This is a genomic window from Moraxella sp. FZFQ2102 (genome assembly GCF_024137865.1).
Lineage (GTDB): Bacteria > Pseudomonadota > Gammaproteobacteria > Pseudomonadales > Moraxellaceae > Moraxella.
This window is the reverse complement of record NZ_CP099960.1, coordinates 1,160,955-1,174,717: the sequence shown is the minus strand read 5'-3', so window position 1 is coordinate 1,174,717 and position 13,763 is coordinate 1,160,955. Positions and strand designations below refer to the sequence as shown.

At 47.4% G+C, this 13,763-nt stretch carries 12 protein-coding genes; 5 read left to right on the top strand and 7 right to left on the bottom strand.

The window, feature by feature from the left end; genetic code table 11:
* Positions 1-100: 100 nt before the first annotated feature.
* Both efeO and NGM44_RS05565 read right to left on the bottom strand, forming a co-directional pair.
* Positions 101-964, bottom strand: a complete 864-nt coding sequence (gene efeO / locus NGM44_RS05570; RefSeq protein ID WP_253222760.1) for an iron uptake system protein EfeO — start codon at positions 962-964, stop codon at positions 101-103.
* Between the two features lie 213 nt (positions 965-1,177).
* Entirely contained in the window at positions 1,178-1,651 is a 474-nt protein-coding gene (locus tag NGM44_RS05565) for a type IV secretion protein Rhs (RefSeq protein ID WP_253222759.1), read from the bottom strand.
* Between the two features lie 116 nt (positions 1,652-1,767).
* Between NGM44_RS05565 and NGM44_RS05560 the strand changes: the two genes are divergently transcribed.
* The 5 genes from NGM44_RS05560 to NGM44_RS05540 all read left to right on the top strand — a co-directional run bounded on the left by NGM44_RS05560 (position 1,768) and on the right by NGM44_RS05540 (position 7,819).
* Positions 1,768-3,009 carry a replication-associated recombination protein A gene (locus NGM44_RS05560; protein WP_253222758.1) on the top strand — a complete coding sequence of 414 codons (1,242 nt, stop codon included), beginning with the start codon at positions 1,768-1,770 and terminating at the stop codon, positions 3,007-3,009.
* Between the two features lie 111 nt (positions 3,010-3,120).
* A complete protein-coding gene (ribBA, locus tag NGM44_RS05555) occupies positions 3,121-4,224 on the top strand; it encodes a bifunctional 3,4-dihydroxy-2-butanone-4-phosphate synthase/GTP cyclohydrolase II (protein ID WP_253222757.1) in 1,104 nt (367 codons plus the stop codon).
* Between the two features lie 317 nt (positions 4,225-4,541).
* Positions 4,542-4,787 carry a GlsB/YeaQ/YmgE family stress response membrane protein gene (locus NGM44_RS05550; RefSeq protein WP_253222756.1) on the top strand — a complete coding sequence of 82 codons (246 nt, stop codon included), beginning with the start codon at positions 4,542-4,544 and terminating at the stop codon, positions 4,785-4,787.
* 125 nt (positions 4,788-4,912) lie between these two features.
* Complete coding sequence (locus tag NGM44_RS05545) at positions 4,913-5,419, top strand: Rrf2 family transcriptional regulator (RefSeq protein ID WP_253222755.1); 507 nt, start codon at positions 4,913-4,915, stop codon at positions 5,417-5,419.
* Between the two features lie 162 nt (positions 5,420-5,581).
* The gene (locus tag NGM44_RS05540; protein WP_253224585.1) at positions 5,582-7,819 is read left to right on the top strand and encodes a nitric-oxide reductase large subunit; all 2,238 of its coding nucleotides are present in this window, start codon (positions 5,582-5,584) and stop codon (positions 7,817-7,819) included.
* 190 nt (positions 7,820-8,009) lie between these two features.
* On the opposite strand, the gene NGM44_RS05535 is transcribed toward NGM44_RS05540, so the two are convergent.
* The 5 genes from NGM44_RS05535 to fmt all read right to left on the bottom strand — a co-directional run bounded on the left by NGM44_RS05535 (position 8,010) and on the right by fmt (position 13,709).
* Entirely contained in the window at positions 8,010-8,624 is a 615-nt protein-coding gene (locus tag NGM44_RS05535) for an L-threonylcarbamoyladenylate synthase (RefSeq protein WP_253224584.1), read from the bottom strand.
* On the bottom strand, positions 8,611-9,822 hold the full coding sequence (gene dprA, locus NGM44_RS05530; RefSeq protein ID WP_253224583.1) for a DNA-processing protein DprA: 1,212 nt from the start codon (positions 9,820-9,822) through the stop codon (positions 8,611-8,613). Before dprA ends, NGM44_RS05535 begins: the two co-directional genes overlap by 14 nt.
* On the bottom strand, positions 9,823-11,238 hold the full coding sequence (gene thrC, locus NGM44_RS05525) for a threonine synthase (protein WP_253224582.1): 1,416 nt from the start codon (positions 11,236-11,238) through the stop codon (positions 9,823-9,825).
* Positions 11,239-11,341: 103 nt separating this feature from the next.
* On the bottom strand, positions 11,342-12,703 hold the full coding sequence (gene rsmB / locus NGM44_RS05520; RefSeq protein ID WP_253224581.1) for a 16S rRNA (cytosine(967)-C(5))-methyltransferase RsmB: 1,362 nt from the start codon (positions 12,701-12,703) through the stop codon (positions 11,342-11,344).
* Positions 12,696-13,709 (bottom strand): methionyl-tRNA formyltransferase, encoded by a 1,014-nt coding sequence (fmt, locus tag NGM44_RS05515; RefSeq protein ID WP_253224580.1) that lies wholly within the window; start codon positions 13,707-13,709, stop codon positions 12,696-12,698. The genes rsmB and fmt overlap by 8 nt, the downstream gene beginning before the upstream one ends.
* Positions 13,710-13,763: the final 54 nt, after the last annotated feature.

The following is a 13,763-nucleotide window of genomic DNA, read 5'->3' as shown; positions in this document are numbered from 1 at the left end:
CCCCTGTTGTTATTGTTATTCTTGCTTGATGATTTAAAGACTTTTTATCATAAGTACCAAAATGTCAAAAGCTGAGCATCATGCCCAGCTTTTGTGTGGTTTATTCTAGGACAATGCCCATTTGTGCCAATGGTTCGCCCAATTTATTGACCGCTTCGGCAAGCGCCTTGGTGTCTTCTTCGGTCAGATCGGTATAAGATTTATAATGTTGATCGCCGACTTGGTGCTTAGCAAGCAGTTCATTGACCGCGGCGAATCGCTCTTGTAAGGCCTTCACCAAGGTAGGATCTTTGGCATTGATTTTATCTTTTAAAATTTCAAAAATCTTCTCAGCACCTTCGATGTTAGCCTTAAAATCATACAGATCCGTTTTTGAGAAAATCTCTTCTTCGCCTGTGATCTTACTGGTCGATACTTCGTTTAGTAGATCAACAGAACCTTGTACCATCAGATCGCCTGTGACTTCAGCCGTTGGAATTTTGGCGCGCAGCTCTTTGACATCATTGACCAGTTGATCCGCCAAGGCTTCAGTGCCTTGGGTGGTGTTTTGTGTCCAAAGAATTTTTTCGATGGTATGAAAGCCTGTCCATGTCTCTCCTGCTTCTAGATCAGCTTCGCGATTATCGATGCGCGGATCAAGATCGCCGAAGCTCTCTGCAATCGGCTCGCTGCGCTCATAGTGCATACGCACCAAAGGATATAGGCGTTTGGCTTCATCAAGATTGCCTGATTTGAGCGCATCGGCGAAAGCTTGCGTGCCTGTCACCAACTGATCGATCTCATCGCTCACCCATGCTTTGTACGCGTCAGTTTCACGGCTCAGATCAGCGCTCGCTGCAGCGATGGCAGGAGCAAGCTCACTTTCGCTTTTTTTGGCATCGGCGGCATCGGTTTGGTTGGCAGGTTGGCAAGCAGCCAATACAAGTGCGGCAGCTGTAGATAATAGTGCTAGGCGTTTTGACATAATATGCTCTCTTTTTTCTTTTGTTATTATTCAGTGATCAGATATGGTACAAAACTGGTCACGCCATCGTTATTATTATATTCAAAATAAAAATCATTATCAATAATAAAAATTAACACTTGGGGTATTAGGCAAGCGTATTAATGTAGTTTGTTATTATTTTAATTAGAAAATCAAACCAAATACTTATCAAAGCCAAAAACCTTTAGAGAATCAGACAAGTTCTTTATCAGGCAAATTAGGCAAAAATGGCACACACGCCTGCCACGCACTACAGTCCAATCCCATCTCGCGGCGGATATAATACTCTTCAACCATGCGCGCCTGCTGCTCGACGCCATAGCGACCAAAATCCTTGCCATCGAATTGATAGCGGTATTTGCGGTTAAATAATGCTCGCCAAAACACCGCACGCCCTTGCTGCACCTGCCACACATGGGTCAGCTCATGGATCAGCCACGCACGGCGCATCAATGTTTCACATGAAACATCTTCCATCCAGTCATCAGGGTGAAAATAGATATTGCCATTAGGCGACACTGCAAAGCCCTTTAGCACCCACCACGCTGTCTTTAGCCGAATACTCTCAAGATCAATGGCATCACCAAACACACTTTTGGCGATCGCTTTTTCGCCATCACTCAAGGCACGGCTAAGCTTAGGATAAGTCAAAGGATTGGAGAACATAGGTATGGTTAAATGATAACAGGGTGTGGCTGAGTATGACTGGGCAATATCTGCGTTTGGTACACAAAAATAATCCATGCTACAATAGCATAACTTTTGCTATTGGGCAATTTACCATGAAACCACTCGCCGAACGAATGCGACCGACACGCCTTGATGATGTCATCGGACAAAGCCATCTATTAGGACAAGGCGCGCCTTTATCGAACATCATCCGCCAAGGTTTTTTGCCATCGATCATCCTACACGGCTCAGCAGGCATTGGCAAGACGACGATCGCCATGCTGCTTGCCCATGCGGTAAACCGACCGTTTCGCCCCTTATCCGCCATCAGTAGCGGCGTCAAAGAGCTGCGCGAAGTGCTGACGGCAGATGATGGCTTATTCCACGAGCCGCCTGTGGTCTTCGTCGATGAGATTCATCGCTTTAATAAAGCCCAACAAGATGCACTACTACAAGCGGTCGAAACAGGCGAGATTACCTTTATTGGTGCAACCACCGAAAATCCATCGTTCAGCGTCAATAATGCCCTGCTGTCGCGCTGCCAAGTGTATAAATTAAACCCCCTAAGCGCCGATGAAATCACCGCGCTCATCGACCGCGCTATTTATAAAGATAGCGTACTAAAAACCAAACAAATCATCATCAATGACTTAACCGCGCTCATCGACCTATCCCAAGGCGATGGAAGGCGCGCGCTGAATTTGTTGGAGCTTGTGGCAGCTGGGGCTGAGCCTGTGATCATCGATAATCAAAGCGTCACCGCCGTGGCAGGGCAGTCACTGGTGCGCTATGACAAATCAGGGGACAATCACTACGATCTGGTATCAGCGATGATCAAATCCATCCGCGGCACGGATGCGGATGCGGCGCTGTACTGGATGGCGCGAATGCTGAGCGCGGGCGAAGATCCTGCCTTTATCGCGCGCAGACTGGTAATCGCTGCCAGTGAAGACATCGGACTTGCCAATCCCAATGCGCTACTGATCGCCGACACTGCCCTGCGCTCAGTGCAGTCCATCGGTATGCCCGAAGCGCGCATTATTCTGGGGCAAGCGGTGGTGTATCTTGCCAATAGCCCTAAGTCAAACACCAGCTACAACGCCATCAATGCCGCGATGAAACTTGCCGAAACCGACCAATCGCCCGTGCCGCTGCACCTACGAAATGGTGTTACCAGGCTTATGAAATCAGACGGCTATGGCGTCGGCTATATTTATCCGCATGATTATCCCAATCACTATTACCCACAGCAGTATTTGCCTGATAATTTACTGGATGCGCGCTTTTATGAATTTGGCGATAATCAAAAAGAACAGACGAGTTATGCCTTTATTAATTGGCTAAAAAATGGCTAACAAATTTTTCCAAAACCCTTTATAATGAGCCAAACGCCCCCATAGTAGTGGCATATTTTTTGGATTGATTTTCAAAATTTTTCATAAACAACAATAAAAAAGGTAAAAATCATGGCTATGAACAGCATTTCTGAGATCATCGAAGACATCAAACAAGGCAAAATGGTCATCTTAATGGACGATGAAGACCGCGAAAATGAAGGCGATTTGATCATGGCGGCAAGCCACATCACCCCTGAAGCCATCAACTTTATGATTACCCACGCGCGCGGCTTGGTGTGCTTAACCTTGACCGAAGAGCGCTGCAAACAGCTGGATCTGCCATTGATGAGCGACAAAAACGGCGCGAAATTCAGCACCAATTTCACCCTATCCATCGAAGCGGCTGAAGGCGTCACCACTGGCATCTCAGCATCAGATCGTGCCACTACCGTGCGTGCGGCTGTCGCTGCCAATGCCAAACCTGCCGACATCGTCCAACCAGGACACATCTTCCCGATCATGGCGCGTAAAGGCGGCGTGCTGCACCGCGCTGGACACACCGAAGCAGGCTGTGATTTGGCACGCCTAGCAGGACTTGAGCCTGCGTCTGTGATCGTCGAGATCATCAAGCCAGATGGCGAGATGGCGCGCCGTGATGATTTGGAGATTTTCGCCAAAGAACATGGGCTAAAAATCGGCACGATCGCTGATCTGATCCAATACCGCATGGCGACCGAGCAGACGGTGAGCGAAGTTGAGCATTTTGAAGTCGAGACCGCGCACGGCGCATTCACTGCCTATCGCTTTAGTGAGTTTGGCTCAGAGGATGTGCATTTGGCATTCGTTAAAGGCACGCCAACAGCAGGCGGCGTCAGCACTGTGCGTGTGCACAGCTTTAGCCCAATGAAAGATTTGTTCGGCATCCACACCACAGGCAGCCACTGGACGATTCACAACGCCCTAGCCGAAATCAGCGATGCTGAGCATGGCGTACTGGTATGGATCGGTCATGGTGATGAACTGGGTTTGGCAGATGCGTTTGATACCTTGAAAAACCCAAGCCAAACCAGCAGCAAAAACCGCCGCGCCCCTTATCAAACTATCGGTGTCGGCGCACAAATCTTAAAACATCTTGGCGTTAAAGATATGCGCCTATTATCAAGCCCAGTCAAATTCAATGCACTCTCAGGCTTTGATCTAAATGTCGTTGAGACAGTGGAAAAAACTTGCTAAGTGAATGATTTATAAAGAAAAACAGCCGTCAGATGATGGCTGTTTTTTATGGGTGATTGATTAACTTTACATAATGATGCTACTGGTGTAAATTTTTGCTCGATCCTACAGCAAGGCAAGCAGTCGCTGTATTCTTTTGAATTTCATAGACCATACTTACAGTTGTGTAAGAATATTAAGACCCTACTACCGAAAGCATACCCTACTTACACAGCAACTACCCACAGTAAGATAATCTTTCGTTACAATAAAACTCAATCTTAAGCATAAGCTTAAGCGTAAATAGATAACTCATTGAATTTTTTGGAGATAAGTATATGATTTGGGCATTGATTGTAGGTTTGGTTGTTGGTTTGTTGGCACGCGCACTAAAACCAGGTGCAGACAGCATGGGCTGGATTTTGACCATCATTTTGGGTATCGCGGGCGCTTATGTTGGTGCATTTATTTCAGGATTTTTTGGGATGGACGCAACACAAGGCTTTAGCTATCTGATCTTCTCAGTGATCGGCGCGATCATCATCCTGTTCATCTATGAGCTATTGACCGGTAAGCGCAAATAAATCGCACACCTTGCACAAAAAAAGCACCGTAATTGGTGCTTTTTTTGTTGGGTATGACAAATTTTCATTTGATTATTGGTGCATTGTTTGTCATCATGGTGCATTGATTTGTTTTGGTGATATTCATGAGACTGACCCAGTATAGTGATTTTGCTTTGCGTTCGTTGATTTATTTGGCGGTCAAACCACGCAGCGATGAGATTGTGAATATCAGCGACATCGCCCAAGCGTACAACATTTCCAAAAACCATCTCACCAAAATCATCCATCAGCTAAGCAAACTTGGCTACATCGACACCGTGCGCGGCAAAAATGGCGGCATCCGTCTGGCGATGCATCCGCGTGATATCAATATCGGTCAGCTGTTTCGCTATACGGAGCATGATTTTGCACTGGTACAGTGCTTTGATGAACTGTACCAAGATCGTGATGATCACAGTAGCAATAACCCTGCGCGCATTCCGACGGTTGATTTTAGCACCACGAGCAATGAATTTTGTGTCATTGCCCCTGCCTGCACGCTCAAATCCGCCATCGCCGAAGCCACCGAAGCTTTTATGGCGGTGTTGGATCGCTATACACTGGATGATTTTATCAAAAATAAAGACGAGCTGCTTGCGCTGCTTGACTGAGCGATTTTTAAGATTTTTAAACACGCTTACTTGATTTTTTCTACCAATGCTCGTAAAATTACGCTTGTAAAGATGTATTTTATATATATCTTTTAATTTTTCCAAGTTGATCCACACTTTTTTCTGATCATTTTTTCCCTATCAAGCCACAAGGAGCAAGAGATGGGTAATTATAAAAAGCATTGGTATTGGCTGATCGGCACCTTGCTCATCGCCTTTACCCTATTGGGCTGGGGCGGTGTCGAGGTCTATCGCCAAGCACCACCAATTCCTACGCAGTTCGTCAGCAGTCAGGGCGATGTCATCATGACCGAAAAAGACATTTTGGATGGTCAATCGGCATGGCAGACCACAGGCGGTATGCAGCTGGGCTCTGTGCTTGGTCACGGTGCGTATCAAGCGCCTGACTGGACAGCCGACTGGCTGCATCGCGAGCTTGTCGCTTATCAAAATATCCAAGCCAAAGCACTGTACAATAAGGCATTCGATGAACTAAGTGCCGCTGAACAAGCAGGCATCAATGAGCAGATGAAGCAAGAATATCGCAGCAGCGCTGCCAATGGCACTGAGACGGTTGTGCTGTCTGATGCGCGCATCCAAGCGATCGAAGCGGTTGCGCCGTATTACATCGATCTGTATGGTGATACACCTGAGCTTGTCGGTACGCGCGAAAGTTTCGCGATGAAAAACAACACCTTACCTGATGTCACTGCGCGTGAACGCTTGGCGGATTTTTTCTTTTGGACCAGTTGGATTGCATCAGCTGAACGCCCTGGCACGGATGCGACTTTTACCAATAACTGGCCGCATGAGCCATTGATTGACAATGTACCGACCGCCGAGAATATTATTTGGTCGATCGCATCGGTGGTATTTTTGATCGCAGGTGTGGGCTTTATGATTTGGATTTGGGCGTTTAAAAAACCCGAAGAAGAAGTCATTCACGCGCCAAGTGCCGATCCTTTGACCAAGCTTGCGCTAACCCCATCACAAAAAGCACTGGGCAAATATGGCTTTTTGGTCGCGGCATTATTCGTCGCCCAAGTCTTCGTCGCTGGCGTCGTCGCACACTACACGGTCGAAGGTCAAGCCTTCTACGGCATTCAGCTGTCTGATTATCTGCCTTATTCACTGCTACGCACATGGCACATTCAGCTTGCGCTGTTTTGGATTGCGACAGCATTTTTGGCAGCGGGTCTATTTTTGACACCGATTATTAATGGTGGTAAAGATCCTAAGTTCCAAAAGCTTGGCGTGGATATTCTGTGGGTAGCTCTCATCATTGTCTGTGTCGGCTCGTTTGCGTCGCAGTACTTCGCCATCGCGCATATTTTGCCTGCCGATCTGAATTTCTGGTTCGGTCATCAGGGCTATGAATATGTCGATTTGGGTCGTTTTTGGCAAATCCTAAAATGGGTCGGTGTGCTGATTTGGCTTGTACTGATGATGCGTGGCTGGGTCAATGGCTTTAAACAATACGGCGACAAAAACCTACTTGCCATCTTCGTCGCATCGGTGCTGTGCGTGGGTCTGTTCTATGGCTCAGGGCTGTTCTACGGTGAGCGCACCAACATCGCCATCATGGAATACTGGCGCTGGTGGGTGGTGCATCTGTGGGTAGAAGGCTTTTTTGAAGTCTTTGCCACTGCATCATTTGCCTTTATCTTTTATAATTTGGGCTTGGTCAGCTATCGCACTGCCACAGGTTCTGCCATCGCATCAGCGGCACTGTTCTTGGTCGGCGGCATTCCAGGCACTTTCCATCACTTGTACTTTACAGGTACGACCACGCCGATTATGGCGATGGGTGCGTCTTTCTCAGCCTTAGAAGTTGTGCCATTGGTGGTGCTTGGCTATGAAGGCTATGAGCATTATTCTAAGCAGCATCAAGCGCCTTGGATGCAAAAACTGAAATGGCCAATCCTATTCTTCACCGCTGTGGCGTTTTGGAATATGCTTGGTGCGGGCGTGTTCGGCTTTATGATCAATCCGCCGATCTCACTGTTCTATCTACAAGGCTTGAACACCACCGCAGTGCACGCACACGCTGCCTTGTTCGGGGTGTATGGCTTCTTGGCACTAGGCTTTGTGCTGCTGATCGTGCGCTATCTGCGCCCTGAGCATCGCTTTGATGATAAGCTGATGAAGCTTGGTTTTTGGGCACTGAATATTGGTCTGGTACTGATGATCGCCACCAGTCTGTTGCCAATCGGTATCTTCCAAGCGCACGCCGCCATCACCGAAGGCTTGTGGTATGCGCGTAGCGAAGGCTTTATGCAGCAAGGGTTTCTTGAGACCTTGCGTTGGGTGCGCACCTTTGGTGATGTGGTATTCATCATCGGTGCGGTGGCAGTAGCTTGGCAGATTGTCAAATTAGTCTTTGCCAAAAAACCATCCTAACCACCCCCTTGTTTAGCACATAAAAACAAAACACCGCTTAATTGAATAGGCGGTGTTTTTTGCTGAAAAATCAGCCATTTTAAAAGCATAAAAAATTTGAAAAAAGATCAGGAATAAGCGAAGTTGTACGGTTATTACTACAAGTGATTTTGACTTAAGTATATTTCAAAGTTGGCAGACGATAAAAAATTCAACGCAGCACCTTACCCGTCACCAAATCCATGATACAGCTTGGCTGATCAAAGCCTAGCCCTTCAGCATCCAGATAAGCCACACGATCGCCAAATGCTGCCATCGCAGTATCAAGTGTCGTGGCAGGTGCTTGTCCTGATAGATTGCAACTGGTCGAGACCAACAAGCCATAAGGATTGTGCGCGCTTACCATCTCGGCGCACAGCTTGGCAAGCAGCGGATGTGTGGTGATACGCACCGCAAGCGATGTATGCGCACCTGTCAAGACTTTGGGCAGAACGCCTGATTTGACAGGTACAAGCCAAGTCAAAGCACGCGCGTGTTCTTGAGTAAAATTCAGCGAATACTGCTGCAATTGGTCAATATCAAGGAATGTTTCATGTGAAACATTCAGCAGCGACCCAAGCCGATCGGCGCTGTCAGTCAAGACAATCAAGCCCTTGCCAACATCACGAGATTTCAGTGCAATCACCCGCTCAAGTGCAGCAGCATCAAAGGCATCACAGCCCAATCCCCACACGCTCTCGCTCGGATAGGCAAGCACACCACCTGCGTGCAAATATGCTGCCGCTTCAGTCAGCATCTCTTGGCGAAAAATCTTAGCATCTACCATAGCGACCACCCACCTGTGTAATCACACCCAAAATCTCAAGCTCCATTAAATTTGCAAGTAAACTGCCGACATCTTGACCACTTGCCATCACCAAAGCGTCCAAATCCTTGGGCGTATCCATCAGTGCATATAAGCCTTGCAGATTTTCAGGAATAGCAACAGGCTGAGTGGCTGTTTGCGCAGTTGAAGCGGGTGCAGATTTAGCAGAATTTTCAGTCTCAGCGGCTTTTGGCGTCTCGCCATACAGCGTATTGCCTTGGCTAAAGGTCTTGGGCAGCGCGCTAAAAAATTCATCATCTTGCAAATTGACATCTTCTAAAATCTGATCAGGATGATAAATCAGCGTCGCCCCTTCGCGAATCAGATGGTGGCAACCTTCAGCATTAGCATTATCGATACTGCTTGGCACAGCGAACACTTGCTTGCCTTGCTCAGCACACAGGCGCGCGGTGATCAACGAGCCGCTTTGTAGAGCAGCTTCGGTGACGATGACAGCTTTTGATAAGCCTGCCACCAAGCGATTGCGCCGCGGAAAAGTATGCTTGCTTGCTGGCGTCGATGGCAGAAGTTCACTGATTAAGCAGCCGCCATCTTTGATAATCTGGGCAAACAGCGCGTTATGATTGCGCGGATAAATCACATCAATGCCCGTGCCCATCACACCCACCGTACGCCCTGACAGGCTTGGCAGCTGCGCCAGTGCGCCCAAATGCGCCTGCCGATCCACTCCTTGCGCAAGACCACTAGTCACCACAAAGCCTGCTTGCGCCAAATACTGTGCCAAATCAAAAGTGATTTTTTGCGCCGATTCAGTTGGATTACGACTGCCGACGATGGCGATTTGTTTATCATTTAAACGCGCGACATTACCACGATAAAACAGCACAGGCGGCGGATCATACAGCTCAGCCAATACCGATGGATAAGCTGCATCACCGACGATTAGCAGCCCATAACTGCCACAGCCGACATCATACGCTACTTTATCAATGAAAGCAGTGACATCGACCGCATCCTGCCAACGCTTTTGGTGTGCCGCATGAATGCCAAGACCCTGCCAAACAGCAGGGTCACTGAGTAAAACAGCTTTGGCATCACCACAGTGCGCGACAAGCTTATAAAACGCCGCAAGCGAAGTATTGACAATATACCACAGCGCTAATACCGCCTGCTTGTCATCAAAGGCTTGGTAGCTCATTTAGCGCGGCGCAACCTTGTCAGCGATCAATGCCGCGACCGCTTGCGCATCATTAGCAAGCACGGTGACATACTGTGGCTTATCTTCAAGACCTACCGTGTGCGCAGGGCGTGGCAACTCAACTGCGCCAACCGCTTCATGCATAGTTTCTTCAAACTTCGCAGGCAACGCCGTCTCCGCCACCAAAATCACTTCGCCATCTTTTGCCACTTCCAGTGCCACTTTGACGCCATCAGCGGTGTGCGGATCGATCAGGCGATGGGTTTGTTCATAAATTGCTTTGATGGTGTTTAGGCGGTCTTGATGCACTGATTTACCAGCGACAAAGCCAAACTGCGCTTGGACTTGCGATAATTTATCTGACAAATCAAAGCCCTTACCTTGTTTCACATCATTAAACAGACTATTTACTTTATCAGCATCTTTATCAAGCAACAAGAACACAAAACGCTCAAAGTTTGACGCCTTAGAAATATCCATCGACGGGCTTGAAGTCACAAAAGTTTTATCCGATGTGCGCGGAATGTATTTGCCCGTATTGAAAAACTCATTCAATACATCGTTCTCATTGGTCGCGACGATCAAGCGATCGATTGGCAGGCCCATCTCGCGCGCGATATGACCTGCGCAGATGTTGCCGAAGTTGCCCGATGGCACACAGAAGCTCACCTTTTGATTATTGCTTTGTGTCGCAGCAAAATAGCCTTTAAAATAATACACGATCTGCGCAAGAATACGACCCCAGTTGATTGAGTTTACCGTGCCAAGGCTGTATTTTGCCTTAAATGCCGCATCTTCTTGCAAAGCTTTGACGATGTCTTGACAGTCATCAAACATCCCTTCGATGGCGATATTATGGATATTGGCATCGTCTAGGCTGTACATTTGCGCACGCTGAAACGCACTCATCTTGCCATGCGGCGACATCATGAACACTTCGACATTTTCTTTACCGCGCAAAGCGTATTCTGCCGCACTGCCCGTATCGCCCGATGTCGCGCCGATAATGGTCAGACGCTCGCCTTTTTGCTTAAGTGCATATTCAAAGGCATTGCCCAAAAACTGCATCGCCACATCTTTAAAAGCAAGCGTCGGGCCGTTTGATAATTCAAGCAAGCTGATGTTGTCAGTAAGCTTAGTCACAGGGATAATTTCATCGCTGCCAAACGCTTCAATTGTGTAGGTATTATTAATAATCTTACGCAAATCTTCGCTTGGAATATCGGTTGCGAACAGTGACATAATCTCAAAAGCAAGATCGGTATAACCAAGTGTACGCCATTTATCCAAAGTTGCAGCATCAATCTGTGGATACACTTCAGGTAACATCAAGCCGCCATCTGGGGCTAGACCCATCAAAAGCACATCGCTAAATTGCATCGGTGCGGTCTGACCACGAGTGCTGATATATTGCATAATCTCTCCAAGCTATAGTTTCGGCGCGCTCTGGGCGTCTGCCTAATAAAATTTATTAATTCTAGCACATTTTGCCAATCACAAGATAGCGAAAATTGCCGATTTACGCCACTTTTTCTAGCAGTGCATAATAAAAGCCATCACCGCCTTGTGCATCGATTGGCAAGCATTGATAGCCGACACTTTGGGCGATTTGGTTTGGCAGATTCAGTGTAAATGGCACAGCTTTGGCATCGCTGTGATTGGCTAGAAAACTGCTTAGTTGCTGCTCATTTTCCGCCTTTAAAATCGAGCAAGTAACATACAAAAGCACGCCACCAGTTTTCAGCTGCCGCCAAGTATTTTCAAGGATTTGCCGCTGCAATTCAACCGTATTAATGACATCATCAGCACTTCGTAGCAGTGCAATGTCAGGGTGGCGACGAATCACGCCCGTGGCGGTGCAAGGCGCATCAAGCACAACAACATCGAATGGCTCATCAGCCTGCCAAGTCGTACCATCAGCCGTCACAATGCTTGCGCGCGCATCATCCAAGCCCAATCGCGATAAGTTTTCATGCACGCGCTTTAGGCGATGCGCGTCATTATCGATGGCAGTCAGATGTTTCATGTGAAACATTTCGAGCAGCTGTGCTGTCTTGCCACCAGGGGCGCAGCACATATCCAGCACGCGTTTTGGATGGTGGTCAGGTGTGTCATCGGTAGATTTGGGCAGATAATCCGCCAATAAATACGCTGTCAGCTGCGCGTACATATCCTGCACACTGACATAACCATCAGCAAAATGCGGCAGGGCAGTGATGCGCATCTGCTCATCCAAACGAATGGTTGTAGCATCTGCCAAACCCAACGGCATCAGCGTATGAGCGATATTATTATTTGTTAGTAATTGTGAATAATCAGTGGTGCTAATTTTGCGTGTATTGACGCGCAGGAAAATCGGCGCAGGGCATCTTAACTGTACACCCAATTCATCATAGTATTCCACCCAATCTTGCTTAAGCTGCTTGGCAAGCCAATTGGGTAGGCTGTGGTTTTTTTGCACCTTTTTTTGGTATTTGGCAGCAGATTTTTGTATCTTGCGCAATACCGCATTAACAAGACCTGCGCTATAACCTTTATCCAAAGATTTTAGCGATTCTACCGTATCATTGATCGCGGCATAATGTGCGGTATTCATGTACAAAAGCTGATACAGTCCAATATTTAGTGCAGCGACCACGCCGTGATCTGTCGGTGCTTTTTCGATCAGACTTTCATGAATGCGTGATAATGCCCACCAATGGCGCAGCGTGCCAAGTGTCAGCTCATGCACAAAGCCGCGGTCCTGCTCATCCACCCCTACCAATAATTCATCAAGCAGGGTTGATAATGACTTCCCGTGTAAAATTTCTTCAATAACTAAGATAACTTTAGCGCGGCTAGATAGCTTTTTATTGTTCAGTTTTTTGATAATATCACTCATTGACAATCATCTCGAATACATCGCCATCATTAATTTTATCTGAATTGGCAATTTGTTCTGAAGTTAGCAGCTTGCCGCCTGCCCATTGTAGGCTTGTGATATTGATCAAATGCTGTACACCTGTATCATCTGTTCCACATGAAACCAAGATAGCATTTTTGCCGACACTAATCACCGTACCAGCGGCGACTGTTGTCACTTGATCCGCTTTAATTGGCATGGCTGAGATTACCTTGATACGCTCACCATTCAGATGGGTAAAGCAGTTCAATGCGCGGATTTGTCGCTGGATATAATAAGCAGAATTTTGCCAATTGATCTGCCCATCGGCGGTATGGATTTTTTCAGCATAATTGGCAAGTGCATCATCTTGCACCACTGCTGCTGCCTGATATTTTGGCAAATCAGCCAAGACAGTCGCAACAGCCTGCGCGCCCAATTCCGCAAGCTTATCATGCAAACTTTGCGTGGTATCGGTATCACTGATGTCGCATTCCATCTTATACAGCATATCGCCTGTGTCCAGTCCTTGTGCCATCTGCATGATGGTGATGCCCGTCTTCTCATCACCTGCCAAGATCGCACGCTGAATCGGTGCAGCGCCGCGCCATTTTGGCAGCAGCGAACCATGAATATTGATACAACCTAGGCTTGGCGTATTAAGCACACCCAGCGGCAAGATCAAACCATAGGCAGCCACCACCATGACATCGGGGTGATACGCTGCTAAAGTTTCACGTGAAACTTGCCCAAACTCATGCTTTAAGCTAAAGCTCACAGGCTGCTCAACAGCAATATCATGTGCCAATGCCACTTGCTTGACAGGCGATGGGGTGACTTTTTGCCCACGCCCTGATTTGCGATCTGGCTGTGTATAGACAGCGACGATCTCGATATTTAGATCATCTTGATGCGAAATCAGATGCTTAAGACTGACCGCTGCAAATTCAGGTGTCCCCGCAAATACCACGCGCAGCTTGCCTGATTGGGTGTTGATTAGACTCATAATCCACTACTTTTGATAAGAATTTCTATATTTTAAAATATTTATTAAAATTAC